Source organism: Veillonella sp. 3913, from assembly GCF_003992235.1.
Taxonomy (GTDB): domain Bacteria; phylum Bacillota; class Negativicutes; order Veillonellales; family Veillonellaceae; genus F0422.
On the sequence record NZ_RQVF01000001.1, the window covers coordinates 249,610 to 264,808 of the forward strand.

Annotated in this window: 14 protein-coding genes; 9 read left to right on the forward strand and 5 right to left on the reverse strand. The window is 37.4% G+C overall.

Translation table 11 applies throughout. From position 1 onward, the window contains the following. Positions 1 to 12 precede the first annotated feature (12 nt). The 8 genes from dnaK to EO113_RS01315 all read left to right on the forward strand — a co-directional run bounded on the left by dnaK (position 13) and on the right by EO113_RS01315 (position 9,189). Positions 13 to 1,839 carry a molecular chaperone DnaK gene (gene dnaK, locus EO113_RS01280; protein WP_127135317.1) on the forward strand — a complete coding sequence of 609 codons (1,827 nt, stop codon included), beginning with the start codon at positions 13 to 15 and terminating at the stop codon, positions 1,837 to 1,839. A gap of 18 nt (positions 1,840 to 1,857) precedes the next feature. Continuing rightward, positions 1,858 to 3,045 (forward strand): molecular chaperone DnaJ, encoded by a 1,188-nt coding sequence (dnaJ, locus tag EO113_RS01285; RefSeq protein ID WP_127135318.1) that lies wholly within the window; start codon positions 1,858 to 1,860, stop codon positions 3,043 to 3,045. Between the two features lie 24 nt (positions 3,046 to 3,069). Then, entirely contained in the window at positions 3,070 to 3,951 is an 882-nt protein-coding gene (locus tag EO113_RS01290; RefSeq protein ID WP_127135319.1) for a 50S ribosomal protein L11 methyltransferase, read from the forward strand. A 12-nt stretch (positions 3,952 to 3,963) separates the two neighbouring features. Next, positions 3,964 to 4,704: a 16S rRNA (uracil(1498)-N(3))-methyltransferase gene (locus EO113_RS01295; protein WP_127135320.1), complete on the forward strand. Its 741-nt coding sequence runs from the start codon at positions 3,964 to 3,966 to the stop codon at positions 4,702 to 4,704. A 7-nt stretch (positions 4,705 to 4,711) separates the two neighbouring features. After that, positions 4,712 to 6,013, forward strand: coding sequence for a tRNA (N(6)-L-threonylcarbamoyladenosine(37)-C(2))-methylthiotransferase MtaB (gene mtaB / locus EO113_RS01300; RefSeq protein ID WP_127135321.1), 1,302 nt, complete (start codon positions 4,712 to 4,714; stop codon positions 6,011 to 6,013). 170 nt (positions 6,014 to 6,183) lie between these two features. Further along, positions 6,184 to 6,534: a histidine triad nucleotide-binding protein gene (locus EO113_RS01305; RefSeq protein WP_127135322.1), complete on the forward strand. Its 351-nt coding sequence runs from the start codon at positions 6,184 to 6,186 to the stop codon at positions 6,532 to 6,534. Between the two features lie 14 nt (positions 6,535 to 6,548). Further along, a complete protein-coding gene (gene pepD / locus EO113_RS01310; protein WP_127135323.1) occupies positions 6,549 to 8,060 on the forward strand; it encodes a beta-Ala-His dipeptidase in 1,512 nt (503 codons plus the stop codon). A 133-nt stretch (positions 8,061 to 8,193) separates the two neighbouring features. Beyond that, on the forward strand, positions 8,194 to 9,189 hold the full coding sequence (locus EO113_RS01315; protein WP_127135324.1) for a site-specific integrase: 996 nt from the start codon (positions 8,194 to 8,196) through the stop codon (positions 9,187 to 9,189). Positions 9,190 to 9,425: 236 nt separating this feature from the next. Here EO113_RS01315 and EO113_RS01320 read toward each other — a convergent pair whose 3' ends face one another. Next, on the reverse strand, positions 9,426 to 9,743 hold the full coding sequence (locus tag EO113_RS01320) for a LysM peptidoglycan-binding domain-containing protein (RefSeq protein ID WP_062402758.1): 318 nt from the start codon (positions 9,741 to 9,743) through the stop codon (positions 9,426 to 9,428). 197 nt (positions 9,744 to 9,940) lie between these two features. On the opposite strand from EO113_RS01320, the gene lexA reads away from it, so the two are divergent. After that, complete coding sequence (gene lexA / locus EO113_RS01325; RefSeq protein WP_126940308.1) at positions 9,941 to 10,621, forward strand: transcriptional repressor LexA; 681 nt, start codon at positions 9,941 to 9,943, stop codon at positions 10,619 to 10,621. Positions 10,622 to 10,686: 65 nt separating this feature from the next. Here lexA and dapA read toward each other — a convergent pair whose 3' ends face one another. From dapA to recN, 4 genes are all read right to left on the reverse strand, one after another. Further along, positions 10,687 to 11,571: a 4-hydroxy-tetrahydrodipicolinate synthase gene (dapA, locus tag EO113_RS01330; protein WP_127135325.1), complete on the reverse strand. Its 885-nt coding sequence runs from the start codon at positions 11,569 to 11,571 to the stop codon at positions 10,687 to 10,689. Positions 11,572 to 11,595: 24 nt separating this feature from the next. Beyond that, complete coding sequence (locus EO113_RS01335; protein WP_127135326.1) at positions 11,596 to 12,627, reverse strand: aspartate-semialdehyde dehydrogenase; 1,032 nt, start codon at positions 12,625 to 12,627, stop codon at positions 11,596 to 11,598. 91 nt (positions 12,628 to 12,718) lie between these two features. Next, complete coding sequence (dapB, locus tag EO113_RS01340) at positions 12,719 to 13,513, reverse strand: 4-hydroxy-tetrahydrodipicolinate reductase (RefSeq protein ID WP_126940305.1); 795 nt, start codon at positions 13,511 to 13,513, stop codon at positions 12,719 to 12,721. 8 nt (positions 13,514 to 13,521) lie between these two features. Next, complete coding sequence (gene recN, locus EO113_RS01345; RefSeq protein ID WP_127135327.1) at positions 13,522 to 15,198, reverse strand: DNA repair protein RecN; 1,677 nt, start codon at positions 15,196 to 15,198, stop codon at positions 13,522 to 13,524. Position 15,199: the final 1 nt, after the last annotated feature.

Sequence of the window (15,199 nt, forward strand, 5' to 3'; positions counted from 1 at the left end):
AGGTCATGTTAAATGGCAAAAGTAATTGGTATTGACTTAGGTACAACAAATTCTTGTTTCGCAGTAATGGAAGGCGGCGAACCAACTGTTATTACAAACCAAGAGGGAGCTAGAACGACTCCTTCCGTAGTAGGTTTTGCAAAAAATGGTGAACGTTTAGTAGGTCAATTAGCTAAACGTCAAGCAGTTTCTAACCCTGAAAACACAATCATTTCTATTAAACGTCATATGGGTACAGATTACAAAGTGAATGTAGAAGGTAAATCCTATACACCACAAGAAATCTCTGCTATGATTCTACAAAAAATTAAAGCTGATGCAGAAGCTCATTTAGGGGAACCAGTAAAACAAGCAGTTATCACTGTTCCTGCATACTTCACTGACTCTCAACGTCAAGCTACAAAAGACGCTGGTACAGTAGCAGGCTTAGAAGTATTACGTATCATCAACGAACCTACAGCAGCTGCTTTGGCATACGGTGTAGATAAAGGTGAAGACGGTAAAATCCTTGTATTCGACCTTGGTGGTGGTACATTCGACGTATCCATCCTTGAATTGGGTGAAGGCGTATTTGAAGTATTGGCAACATCTGGTAACAACCATTTAGGTGGTGACGACTTTGACCAACGCATTATGGATTATTTAATCAGCGAATTCAAAAAAGAAACTGGTATCGATTTATCCAATGACAAATTAGCTGACCAACGTTTAAAAGAAGCTGCTGAAAAAGCTAAAATTGAGTTGTCTGGAGTGGCTAGCACACAAATCAACTTGCCATTCATTACAGCTGATGCAACAGGTCCTAAACATTTAGACGTAACATTGACTCGTGCTAAATTCGATGAATTGACTCGTGACCTTGTAGAAGCAACTATCGAACCTACTCGTAAAGCTATGAAAGATGCTGGTTTATCTGCTTCTGAAATTGACAAAGTATTGTTAGTAGGCGGATCTACTCGTATTCCTGCAGTACAAGATGCGATCAAACGCGAATTAGGTAAAGAACCAACTAAAAATATCAACCCTGACGAATGTGTAGCTATCGGTGCTGCGATTCAAGGTGGTGTATTAGTAGGTGAAGTAAAAGACGTATTGTTACTTGACGTAACTCCATTGTCTTTAGGTATCGAAACTATGGGTGGCATCTTCACTCGAATTATCGACCGCAACACAACAATCCCTACATCTAAATCTCAAGTATTCTCCACAGCAGCAGATAACCAACCTTCCGTTGATATCCATGTATTGCAAGGGGAACGCGACATGGCAGCATCTAACAAAACATTGGGCCGTTTCGAATTGTCCGGTATCCCAGCAGCTCCTCGTGGAGTACCTAAAATCGAAGTTACATTCAACATCGATGCTAACGGTATCGTTAATGTAAAAGCAAAAGATCTTGGTACTGGTAAAGAGCAAGCAATCACAATTACATCATCTTCCGGTTTAAGCGATGAAGAAATCGAACGCATGGTAAAAGAAGCTGAAACACATGCAGCTGAAGATAAAGCTAAAAAAGAAGAAGTAGAAGTGAAAAACAATGCTGATAACTTGGTATACCAAGCTGAAAAAGCAGTGAAAGACTTTGAAGGTAAAGCTGATGCAGCACAATTAGAAGCTGTTAAAAAAGCGACAGAAACGTTAAAAGCATCTATTGAATCTGGCGATATTGAAAAAATTAAAGCTGATAGCGAAGCATTGACAGCTCCTTTATACGAATTGTCCTCTAAAATGTACGAACAAGCGCAAGCTCAAGGCGAACAAGGTGGACAAGAAGCTCCTAAACAAGATGATAATGTAGTAGACGCTGACTACACAGTAGTTGACGAAGACAAAAAATAATAAGAAGGGACATAGATAATGGCTCGTGATTATTATGACGTCCTTGGCGTCAACAAAAATGCATCCCAAGATGAAATTAAGAAAGCATTTCGTAAGAAAGCACGTCAATACCATCCAGACGTAAACCGTGATAATCCTGAAGAGGCAGAAAAGAACTTTAAAGAAGTGAATGAAGCCTACGAAGTATTATCTGATGACACTAAAAAAGCACAATATGACCAATACGGTCATGATGCCTTCACTGCTGGCGGAGGTAACTCCGCTGGCGGTTTTGGCGGTGGTTTTGGTGGCGGCGGATTTGGCGGTTTCGGCGGTGGCAGCGGATTTGAAGATATTTTTGGTAATATCTTTGACATGTTCGGCGGCGGTGGTGGCCGTGGTCAACGTGGTCCAGAGCGTGGTGCCGATTTACGCCAAGATGTACGCATTTCTTTCCGTGATGCTGTATTTGGAACAACGATGAAAGTCAATGTACAGCGCCATGAAGAGTGTGATCATTGTCATGGTACAGGTGGTGAGCCTGGTTCTAAAGTAGAAACATGTCCAAACTGTCATGGTTCCGGTCAAGAAGCTGTCATTCAAAATACACCATTTGGACGTATGCAAACGGTGCGCACATGTTCTCGATGCGGTGGACAAGGTAAAATTATTGAAAAACCTTGTAAAGTATGTCGTGGACAAGGACAAGCAATCAAACGTCGTGATATAGAAATCAAAATACCAGCTGGTGTCGATGATGGTGCACGTCTTCGTGTATCCGGAGAAGGGGAGCCTGGTACATTAGGTGGCCCTAAGGGCGATTTATATGTGTATATCTCTGTGTCTCGTGATAAAGAATTTGAACGTAGTGGCAACGATGTTGTATTACGTCAAACTATCTCTTTCTCACAAGCTGCACTAGGTGCTACTATACAAGTTCCTACTTTAGAAGGTAAAGTAGAATTAAAAATCCCTGAAGGTACACAAACTGGTACTGCTTTCAGAATTAAAGGACAAGGTGTTCCGTATTTACGTCAACCAAGCCAACGTGGTGATCAACACGTAGTTGTCACTGTGGAAACACCTAAAAAATTGACAGATAAACAACGTCAATTATTAGTTGAGTTTGCTGCAGAAAACAAAGAAGATGTAAATACTTTGAAAGTGAATAAAAGCATATTAGAAAATTTAAGTGATAAGGTGAAACAGTTATTTTGCCAAGATTAAACCTTGGTAAGTAAGGAGTCATCTATGAAATGGATAGAAATATCCATTACTGTAGAAGTGGCAGTCATTGATGAAATGGCTGCCATTTTTAATGATATAGAGAGTAATGGATACATAGAAGAAACAATAGAAAATAACCCCAACTTAAGCCGTGTGACCATCTATTTAGGCATAGACAAAGATGAGGAGCAGTGGAAACAGATCATAGAAACAGCATTACAAGTTGCTAATATTTCCTATAGTGATATGGTAAGTAAAACTGTAGACGATGAGCAATGGTATCATAGTTGGCAACAATATATTATGCCTACGAGATTGTTACCAGACTTGGTGATTTGTCCCGCTTGGCAAAGCTATGATGTCTCTACAGATCCACTCGCTACAGAACAAGATGTGGTAATGACCATGGATACAAAGCTTTCTTTTGGCACAGGAGACCATGAAACTACAAGAAACTGCGCCACTTTATTAGGCAAATATATACACCGTATTCCCACAGATTTGAGCCAACAGGTTTGCCTAGATATTGGTACTGGTACAGGTATTTTATTACTAGCAGCCCATCATTTAGGGATACCTAACCTAGTGGGCATCGACCTAGAAGAAGAGGCAGCTATACAGGCCAAGGAAAACTGTGAAAATAATGGTATTGAGGCAACCATCATTCATGGCAATTTAAGCGATGACTTTCACGGTAAAGCTCATCTTATACTAGCGAATTTAACAGTAGATCCTCTAAAAATTTTATTGCCTATGATTAGGGAAAAACTACACGATAATGGTATACTAATAATAAGTGGTATTGTGGACGATCGGTATGATGAAATTATGCCGTATATTACTAACCACTGGACTATTATGGAAGAAATGGTAGAGGGTCCTTGGCATACCTTTGCCTTGGCATAAGATAGGAAGTATATGAAAAAAATATTTATTGATGGCATTATAGATGAAAGTATCCAGTTACCTACAGATACAGCACATCATCTCTTTCATGTATTGCGCCATTCTAAAGAGGAACCGTTTATTGTGAGCAATCATGAAGGGAATACAGGTGAATTTATGCTAATATCTGAGGAATCAGATATATATATGGCGAAACGATTACGTACCATTGACGTGCCTACAACAGCTACGAAAGTAGTGTTAATTCAATCCTTTTTGAAAGGCGATAAGTTCGAGTTTTTATTGCAAAAGGCTACGGAATTAAACGTTCATCACATCTATGGTGTATCTTCGGTCCATTGTGTAGCTAAATATGATGCTAAAAAATTAAACGCCAAGAAAAATAGATGGGAAAAAATTATCATAGAAGCAAGCCAACAATGTGGTCGCCCTGATGTACCTACATTAACAGTAGAACAGTCACTTTCAGAGGTACTGCAAACCTTACAATCTGATGAGGGAGTTCTCTTGTTAGGTGCCTATGAACGAGAAGATGACAAGACGATCAAAGATATTTTACAAACACAGTTACATACTAATTCATACCATACCATAGCCATTTGCATTGGTCCTGAAGGTGGTTATAGTCCTACTGAAATGGAATTATTAGAAGCGTGTAGAGGCCATAAGGTTAGCCTAGGATCCACTATATTGCGTGCTGAAACAGCAGCCTTAAGTGCTGTGAGTATGATTCAATATGAATTACTAGATTAGGAGTCTCATGAAGACAGTTGCATTTACTACCTTAGGGTGTCGTGTCAATCAATATGATACGGATGCCATGAAAGGTTTATTTATAAAAGCAGGATATACTCCTGTTGGTTTCGATGAAGAAGCCTCTATTTACGTGATTAATACTTGTTCTGTAACCAATATGGGAGAGAAAAAATCACGCCAATTAATCCGACAAGCAAAGCGCCGTAACCCAGAAGCATTTATCGTAGTAACTGGTTGTTACGCTCAGTTAGCGCCAGAAGTAATTTCTGCTATCGATGGGGTTAACCTTGTCATCGGTACGGCAAACCGGAATAAAATCGTGGAATTAGTAGAAAATATTCCATCTACAGAAGAACAGATTTCCATCGTTCGTAATGTGATGGAAGAGTCTACCTTTGAAGAAATGCCTTTATTTGGCAATGAAATTGAAAAATGTCGGGCTTTCATGAAGATACAAGAAGGATGTAATAATTTCTGTTCCTTCTGTATCATTCCGTATACACGAGGAAAATTAAAGTCTAGAAAAATTGAAGACATTGTGGAAGAAGCAAAACGCCTGGTTGCCTATGGGTATAAAGAGGTTGTCCTCACAGGTATACACCTCGGTAACTACGGTATTGAATTACCAGAGCGACCAACCTTAGGCCGCGTTGTGCGTGAATTATTGACCATTGATGGCTTAGAGCGCATTCGTTTTGGTTCTATTGAGTCTGTAGAAGTATCGGAAGAATTAATCGAGTTAATGGCAACGAACCCTCGTGTATGCCCTAACCTACATTTGCCATTACAAGCAGGATCTGATCCAGTGTTAAAAGCGATGAACCGTCACTATAATTTGCAACAATACAAAGATTTAGTGAAGTATTTACGTAGCCGCATTCCGAATCTATCCATTACAACAGATATTATCGCCGGATTCCCAGGGGAAACAGACGAATTATTTGAGGAAACCATGCGCACAGTCAAAGAAGTTGGTTTTACGCATATCCATGCCTTCCCATATTCTATTCGAGAAGGTACGCCAGCTGCTAAGATGGAAGACCAAGTGCCAGAGGCAGTGAAAAAAACACGTGTTGCCTTATTAAACCAACTTGGTAAGGAAGGCTTTAAAGCCTACGCCAATCGTTTTCTTAACCAACCTGTGAAGGTTCTCATCGAACAAAGCGATGACTTTTATTATTATGGCTTAACTAACGAATATGTACATAGTAAAATTCCTAAACAGAATCACCATTTTAATGTAGGAGACATTGTAAGTGGAGTTGTAACAGAAGTACATAGCGATGTGGTACTAGTGGAGATTTAGAGCGAATTTGTTAGAAGGCTCATCATCTAGCAGTTGGGATTATTGGAAAACATCTGATGGTGAAACTAGTAATATTTTTAGAAAGAAATAATAGACTATATAGAATATTTTTGATATAGTTAATATCATAGTATGTAAGTATCATACAGTAGATAAGAAAGGGGACTCCCATGAAAGAAGATTGCTTATTTTGTAAAATTATTAATAAAGAAATTCCAGCTAAGGTTGTATTAGAAAATGATAAATTCTTAGCATTCCATGATATTGCTCCCGTAGCACCTGTGCATGTGTTGATCATTCCTAAAAACCATGTGTCTAATATTGCGCATTTAAATGAAAATAATGAAGCCTATGTGGAAGGTATCTTACCCTTTGCTAAATTGGTTGCAAAGGAATTAGGTCTTGCTGCTGATGGATATCGCTTAACATTAAATACAGGTGCGAAAGCAGGTCAAACTGTATTCCATTTACATGCACATTTGATGGGCGGTAAAGAATTAGGTTGGCCAAATATTGACTAATCTAGGAGGAACAAGTGTCAATAGAACAAACTATCATGAATCAATATAATGTGGATAATATTCTGCATTACTTTCAAGAAATCGCTAATATTCCTAGAAAATCTGGGCATGAACAAGCTATTTCTAACTATATAAAGAACTGGGCGCTAAACTTGGGCTTAGATGTATTCCAAGATGAACAGTATAATCTAATCATTAAAAAAGCTGGCACAAAAGGTTATGAGAATCATGAACCAGTGATTTTACAAGGTCATATGGACATGGTGTGCACGAAATTAGAGTCTGTGGAGCATGACTTTATTAACAGTCCTATCGCTTTGCGTGTAGAGGATGGTATCTTACATGCTAATGGAACCACCTTAGGTGCAGATGATGGATTTGCTGTAGCCTATGGCATGGCTATCTTAGCATCTACAATGATTCCACATCCTCCGTTAGAGGTAGTATTCACTGTAGAAGAAGAAACTACTTTCAAAGGTGTAAAAACATTAGATTACAGTCATTTACAAGGCAAACGTCTCATCAATATGGATGGAGAATGTATGAATGAAGTGACCATCGGCAGTGCTGGCGGTCATGGTTCTACCGTAACATTGCCTATTGCACAAGTATCTGTGAATAATGAAATGACAAAGCGCAGAATTACCATTGAAGGCTTAAAAGGTGGTCACTCTGGTTGTGATATCCATTTAGGGCGGGGTAATGCCATTTACATTCTATCTAAGGTGTTAGAACGTATTACTGGAGAACACAATATCCGTATTACAGAAGTAAGCGGTGGCAGTGCGCCTAATGCAATCCCATTACGTGCCTATGCTGATGTGTATCTACATTTACAAGATGTGCCATATGTGCAAGTTCTTTTACAAGAAGAACAAGATAAGTGGAATGCTCACTATGCTAAGGCTAACGAAAATATGACAATTTCTTTATCTGTTGTTCCTAAAATAAATCGTGAAGATTTAGTGGAATTAGATTTAGATGCTATCACCATGGAACGAGCTTTCAGCGGTGACACTGTACAAAAACTATGTGCTCTTATTCAAGGAATTGAACAAGGGGTGTTACAACATGCTCCTGGAAATCCGAATGAAGTATGGTACTCTAATAATATTGGTCTTTTGGGTATGACAGATGATGTAGTATACCTTAAAATGCAAGTACGCAGTACCGATCCGAAGAATTTAGAGACTCATTACAAAGGGTTATCGAAATTGGTAGAAACTCATGGTGCTACGACGTCCCTTGAAAGCCCGTATCCAGGGTGGCTACCCACATTTGATAGTCCATTACAACAAGCCTATCAAAAGGCTTATGAATCTGTAACAGGCACTAAAGACTTGCAGTTCAATGTAATCCATGCAGGTCTTGAAGTTGGCTACATGTTAGATAATTTACAAGGCCCTGTAGATGCTATTAACATTGGACCAAATATTCATGACTTACATGCACCTACAGAACGTATGGAGCTAGAAAGTTTTGTTACTACTTGGAATATATTGAAAGAGTTCTTAAAAAGCTTATAATACAGCATATTTGCCATTTGTTTTGGGTTATGATATAATTACTTCCGATAACGATATATTATCGGAAGTAATTTTTTGGTTTAAAATAGCTATATAGGTACCAATATCTCTATATAGTACATTTGAGGTGCTTATGAGTCAATCTAATACACACTTCTATTTACGCAATTATAAAGAGATTATGAACAACTCCAAGCTTAGCGATAAGGCTAAGTCTAGTATTCTATTATCCAAAGCAGAAAATACTGTAGATGCCTACGAATCTGATTGGATGGATTTTGTGGATTGGTGTCGACATAAACAAGAATCCTTTTTTCCTAGTTCACCAGAAATTATTGTCAATTATATTAATGATTTAGCTGATTACGCTAAGGCTAATACTATATCACGTCGTATTAGCGCCTTATCGGAAAACTTTAATGCTTCTGGTATTGAAAGTAATCCTTGTAGTGCTCCTATCGTTAAACAAGCGATGCGAGGTATTCGTCGATCCTTAGGTACTTACCAGCAAGGTAAAACTCCTGTACTACTGGATGATCTTATGGATATCATAGAATATATGGAAACTGCCGATATAGCACCTATACAAAAACTACGTGATAAAGCTATTTTATTATTAGGCTTTATGGGAGCCTTTCGACGTAGCGAATTATCTGCCTTAACTGTAGAATCATTAAAGTTTTTGCCACAAGGTCTAGAAATCTTCGTATCCAGTTCAAAAGCCGACCAAGAAGGACAAGGTGCTATTGTTGCCATACCTTACATCGAAAATGACTCATTATGTGCCGTAAAGGCTGTCAAAGCATGGCTTCGCTTTGTGCCTATTACAACAGGACCTATTTTTCGGGGATTTACGAAAAGTATGAGTGTACGCAAAACGGCTATCAGTGATAAAAGTATTGCTGATATTGTAAAATACTATATAGCAGCTATTGGTGCAGATCCATCCTTATATGGAGCTCATAGTCTACGTCATGGATTTGCTACTACAGCCGCCCATTATGGCGTAGAAGAACGTAATATAATGAAACAAACACGTCATCATAGTGTCAATATGGTACGGAGATACATTAATGAAGCCAATAAATTTGTAGATAATCCTATATCTTCTATATTCAAGTCTAAATAGCACCATATTAACTACATATTACTTGAGTTAAATGATGTATATTGAATCTCTATATAATCGTACATAGACTATATAATACAGAAAATAATCAGATACAATTCTGTCTCCAAAACATGAGAAAGAACAGACAAAAAGACTGCATACCCCTATGAATAATACATAGGATATACAGTCTTTTTATTCTATCATTCAATATATATATTTTAATATTTTACCGAACATACACATGCTATAATTTAATTATTTGCCCAAGCTGTAATAAAACCGAACATAGTTTTTTCTTTCAGTGTAGGAATCATTAAAGTTTCTCCAGCACGTAATGCCTTACCATGTTGTAAATGATTAATTTCTTCGATCGCTACGATATACTCGCGAATATCAATATCTTCAGTTTGTGCCAATGCCTTTTGAGAGATACTCCATAAGGTGTCCCCAGCATCTACTTGTACAGCTTTAATATTTTGAGTATCCATCTCTAATGTTGTAGTATTAATCATACCATTTACTACAAATACCATAGCTACCATTACTAAAATAGAAAATAATTTATTCATAATATATACCTCTCTCTAATAATATCGAACAAAATAAATAGTACATCTGTTTGTTTATGTTCACATTCTAACACACATACAAATGTTCGGTCAAGCATAATTTTTTAGAACGCATATTTGACAATTTTCGATATTAAATTTATAATAGGTGTATATAAATTAAGTTCCATAATACTGTAGAATGAGAGGTTATTCCCTTGAGACGTCCTGCCACTGATATAAATAGCAAACAACAAAGAATATTAGATTTTATTATTGAAAGTTTACAACAGCGCTATCGCTGCCCAAGTGTTCGTGAAATTGGCGATCATATGGGGTTAAGCTCCACTTCTACTGTTCAAAGTCATTTAAATACATTAGAAAAATTTGGCTATATTACTCGTGATGCTAATAAGAATCGCTCTATTACCGTTGTAAATATGCCTGATGTACCTGCTTTAGAAATGGATGAAGAAACTCACGAAGTTACGTCAAGCCCTGAATTTAATTTTTTAGAGGCTGGCCTTCGTCGTGTCCCTTTGATTGGAACTGTACAAGCAGGTCTTCCTGTAACAGCTATTGAAAACCGTGAAGATGAGTTCGTATTACCTACTGCTCTATTAGGTAGCTCTGAATGCTTCTTATTACGTGTTCGTGGCGAATCCATGCGCGATATCGGTATGTATGAAGGTGATTTGCTTATCGTTCGCAATCAATCCACTGCCAACAATGGGGATATCGTAGTTGCTCGAATTGATGATGAAGCCACTGTAAAACGCTTTTATAAAGAGTCTGACCATATTCGTTTAATGCCAGAAAACGAAGAGTTTGAGCCTATCATCACACGTAATTGTGTGATTGAAGGTCGAGTGATTGGGCTCATTCGTGACCATATTTAATCTAATATACTAAAAAAAAAGATAGTAGTCTTTAATAAGACTACTATCTTTTTCTTTTTAAATTTTTATTGTTTATATGATTCTATAGCTGCATCGATGATCTGCGCTTCTTCTACAGATGGATCACATAATGGTAATAGTAATGGCCCTGTTGTAAATCCTAATTGCTTCATCGCATATTTTACAGGAATAGGATTTGTGGTAATAAACATAGCTTTTAAGATAGGTACCAAGGATAGCTCAATAGCTCTTGCTTCTTTTACCTTTCCTTGTCTGAATAATCCTATCATCTCTTGCATTTCATTTCCTACAATATGTGCGGCCACAGAAATAACACCGGCTCCTCCATTTTGTATCACATCTAATGTTAATGCATCATCACCAGAATAAATCATGAAATCATCACTTGGTAGTAATGCACGAATTTGTTGAGTAATACTAATATCACCTGTAGCTTCTTTAATAGATGTAATATTAGGGCATTCCTTTGCTAATCTAGCTACTGTTTTCGGTTCTATACGACCACCTGTTCGACCCGGTACATTATATAGCATAACGGGTAAATCAGTACTGTCTGCAACTGCTTTAAAATGTAAATAACAACCTTCTTGATTGGGTTTGTTATAATATGGTACTACAGCCATCACGCCATGAACACCAGTATGGCTAGCAGCCTTCGTTAAAGCGATCGATTTTTTAGTAGAATTACTACCTGTATTCGCAATAATGGTAGCACGATGACCATACTCTTTAGCGATTAATGTAAATAGCTCAAGTTTATCACGATCATCAATATTTGGACCTTCACCAGTAGTGCCACATACAATTAAGCCATCAGAACCATTGTCCAACAAGTATCCGGCTAGACGTAGTGCTTCTTGAAAATTTACATGACCATCGTCAGTAAAAGGAGTGATCATTGCTGTTAAGATATTTCCAAATGTTGTCATCTTAGCACCCCCTGAAATATATAATTAGAAAGATTGATATTCTACCAAGTATTCTGCAATTTGTAATGCATTTAATGCAGCGCCCTTACGAATTTGATCTCCTACAATCCAAAAATTCATAGCATACTCGTTAAATAAATCTTTACGAATGCGGCCGATTTCACAATCATTTTGATTCGATGTATATAAAGGCATTGGATATTCTTGTGCTGCTGGATTATCGTTCACACGTAAACCAGGGAATTTTTCACAAGCAGCTTTGAAATCTTCTACAGATACTGGAGACTCTGTCTTTACTAATACAGATTCAGAATGAGATCGATATACTGGTACACGTACTGTAGTCGGTACTACAGCAATAGTGTCATCATGGAAAATCTTTTGTGTTTCCAATACCATTTTCATTTCTTCTTTAGAGTATCCATTTTCCATGAATACATCAATTTGCGGAATTAAATTAAAAGCGATTGGATAATGTTTGTCCATAGAGCCTGTAGGTAATAAATTAGCTACCATATCTTCCCCTGCAACATGTTGAGCTACTTGGGAATCTAATTCTTCAATCCCCTCTTTGCCAGCGCCAGATACAGCTTGGTATGTGCTGACAACAACACGTTTAATAGGAGATAAGTCATGCAATGGCTTTAATCCTAAAGCCATGATAATAGTAGAACAATTAGGATTAGCAATAATACCTTTATGTGTATCAATATCCTCTGGGTTTACTTCAGGTACTACTAATGGAACGTCTGGATCCATACGGAAAGCGCTGGAGTTATCGATAACAATAGCACCACGTTTAGCAGCTTCTGGAGCCAATGTTTTAGAAATAGAACCTCCTGCAAATAAAGCAATATCTACACCTTCAAAAGATTCTGGTTTTGCCTCTTCCACCACATACTCTTTTCCATCTACTGTCAATACTTTACCCGCAGAACGAGCAGATGCTAATAGTTTAATGCTTTCATAAGGAAATTTACGTTCTTCAATTAATGTAATAAACTCTTGTCCTACTGCACCAGTAGCACCTAATATGGCTAAATGAGGTTTTCTCATAGTGACTCCTTAATATTAATAACTTAATGTATAGTTATATGTATTATACTATTTAAGTTTTTCTTTAGCAAGAATTATATAGAATATAGAATTATAAATAATGTTCTAATCCATAAGTTAAGCCTGCAAAATCTTTGATTTTTTTACAAGCTAATACCACACCAGGCATAAAGGATAAGCGACTTAATGAATCATGACGAATCACCAATGTTTCATCATATCCACCAAAAATAACTTCTTGATGTGCCACATAACCTGGCAAACGGACACTGTGAATTGTCACATCATCCACCTTAGCACCTCGAGCACCTGGTAGACTCTCACGAGTTAAATCTTCAGCAGCTTTCACATTGGCTTTTTGTTTTGCATCATTGATCAATTTAGCCGTTAATACAGCTGTACCAGAAGGTGCATCATATTTATGATTATGATGTAATTCAATAATCTCCACATCTGGAAAATACGGAGCTAGTTCGGCTGCCGTTTTCATCATCATCACCGCACCTAACGAGAAATTAGGAGCTACCAAACAATTCGCATTATGTGCTCTACCAATGGAATCTAATTCTTGGCGCTGTGCTTCTGTAAGACCAGTTGTACCAATCACAACGTGAATTCCTTTTGTTAGCATAAGTTTTGCATTTTCAAAAATAATGGCTGGCGTTGTAAAGTCCACAATCACATCTGGATGTACGGCTTCAATAGCTTCCTCTAATTGACTGTAGATTTTACAGTCTAAAGGACTAGTGCCCATAAATTCACTAACATCTTTACCTCCATGGCTAGGATCTACCCCCCCCACTAAGGTTAACTCTGTATCATTATGAACAGCTTTTAGAACCTCACGGCCCATTTTGCCAGCTGCTCCATTTACTAAAACTTTCATTGTTCCTCCTAGAGTAATTCCTGTTGAAAGTATTGAATCATTTCTTTTGCTGTTTCTAAGGCTGTATCTGAGAAAGATTGGCCTGACATCATACGGGCAATTTGTGCAACATGTTCCTCTTCTGAAAGGATGGTAACTTTAGAAATAGTTCGACCTTCTTCTTCTACCTTGTGTAGATGATAATGTTGTTTTGCCACGCTTGCTGTTTGTGGTAAGTGAGTAATACAGAATACCTGATTACCAGAACTTAACTGTAGAATTTGTTTAGCCACTTGTAAGGCTATATCACCGCTAATACCTACATCAATTTCGTCAAATACTAATGTCTTACGAGTTGCTTTATTAAATACGGATTTAAAAGCTAAGGCGATACGCGCTAATTCACCGCCAGAGGCAACTTTATGTAGTGGTAATAAAGCTTCCCCTGCATTGGCAGAAAACAATAGCTCTATCCGGCTCGCTCCCAAAGGAGATAAAATCTCAGTACCTTCTATGACAAATTCTAACTTTGCCTTTGGCATACCTAATTGAGTTAAGTTTTGCTGTAAGGCATCAGTAATCTCTTTATGATGAGCATAACGTATTTTTGTAAGCCTTTCTAAAGCTTGTACCGCTTGTGTTTGTAAGGTTTCCACGCGTTCCACTAACTGCGATTCTTCACTTTCCTCTGATTCTAGTAATTCTAATCGCGTTTGTGCCATTTCTTCAAAGGCTAAAATTTTTTCAATAGTATCTCCATATTTACGTTTTAAATTGTATATAAGCGTATCTCTCTCTTGTAAGTAATAATAGCGTTCTTCGTCATAGCTAATGGAATCACGGTATCTATCTAAAGCTTGTCCAGCTTCTTCTAATTGATAATACGCAGATCGCAATAACTCAGCTATTTCTTCCATATCCTTATCATATTTTACAAGATCAGTCACTTCATTAGTTATACTATTCAAGCCATCAATAAGCGGAGTTCTACCCCCATAGATACCATCATAACAACTAGAAATTGTAGATTGAAGATGCTCATAGTTATCTAATTTCTCTAATTCTTCAGATACAGCTGTATCTTCATTAGTTTGTAATTGGGCTTCTTCAATTTCATCAATCTGAAAGCGCAACATATCTAATTCACGAATTCTTTGTGCCGACTCTTCACGCAATGTTTCTAATTGTCGCTTTGCACTGGCATAGTCAGTATAGGCTACTACGTAATTTTCATAAGCCTTCGTGGCATCATCATTATACGTATCTAAATAGATATGATGTGTATCCGGTAATAAGAGCTGTTGGTTACTATATTGACCATGAATATCTGCTAAATAGGTGCCGATTTCACGTAATGCCTTCAATGGAATCACTTGGTCATTAGCTAAAATTTGTGATTTACCGTTTCGATTAAAAGTTCTAGATAAAATTAAAGTATCTTCTTCTACTAAAATATTTTTATTTACTAATAACTCTTGTAATGCTGTATCTCCTGCAATATCAAAAGCGCCTTCAATCAGAAAAGAATCCTTCTCATGACGAATAAATTCACTACTAGCTCTTTCTCCTAATAGAATAGAAAACGCATCCATCAATATAGATTTACCAGAACCTGTTTCTCCAGTAAAAATTGTGATGCCCTTGGCAAACTCTAGCTGCATATGTTCGATGAGGGCAAAATTTTTAATCCCCATGCGTACTAGCATA

What these genes read in the sequence shown, in the direction of transcription:
- dapA (WP_127135325.1), bottom strand. Translation starts at nt 11,571, where the DNA reads ATGACAACATTTGGAAATATCTTAACAGCAATGATCACTCCTTTTACT.
- dnaK (WP_127135317.1), top strand. Translation starts at nt 13, where the DNA reads ATGGCAAAAGTAATTGGTATTGACTTAGGTACAACAAATTCTTGTTTC.
- EO113_RS01315 (WP_127135324.1), top strand. Translation starts at nt 8,194, where the DNA reads ATGAGTCAATCTAATACACACTTCTATTTACGCAATTATAAAGAGATT.
- dnaJ (WP_127135318.1), top strand. Translation starts at nt 1,858, where the DNA reads ATGGCTCGTGATTATTATGACGTCCTTGGCGTCAACAAAAATGCATCC.
- mtaB (WP_127135321.1), top strand. Translation starts at nt 4,712, where the DNA reads ATGAAGACAGTTGCATTTACTACCTTAGGGTGTCGTGTCAATCAATAT.
- EO113_RS01335 (WP_127135326.1), bottom strand. Translation starts at nt 12,627, where the DNA reads ATGAGAAAACCTCATTTAGCCATATTAGGTGCTACTGGTGCAGTAGGA.
- recN (WP_127135327.1), bottom strand. Translation starts at nt 15,198, where the DNA reads ATGCTAGTACGCATGGGGATTAAAAATTTTGCCCTCATCGAACATATG.
- EO113_RS01290 (WP_127135319.1), top strand. Translation starts at nt 3,070, where the DNA reads ATGAAATGGATAGAAATATCCATTACTGTAGAAGTGGCAGTCATTGAT.
- EO113_RS01295 (WP_127135320.1), top strand. Translation starts at nt 3,964, where the DNA reads ATGAAAAAAATATTTATTGATGGCATTATAGATGAAAGTATCCAGTTA.
- dapB (WP_126940305.1), bottom strand. Translation starts at nt 13,513, where the DNA reads ATGAAAGTTTTAGTAAATGGAGCAGCTGGCAAAATGGGCCGTGAGGTT.
- EO113_RS01320 (WP_062402758.1), bottom strand. Translation starts at nt 9,743, where the DNA reads ATGAATAAATTATTTTCTATTTTAGTAATGGTAGCTATGGTATTTGTA.
- EO113_RS01305 (WP_127135322.1), top strand. Translation starts at nt 6,184, where the DNA reads ATGAAAGAAGATTGCTTATTTTGTAAAATTATTAATAAAGAAATTCCA.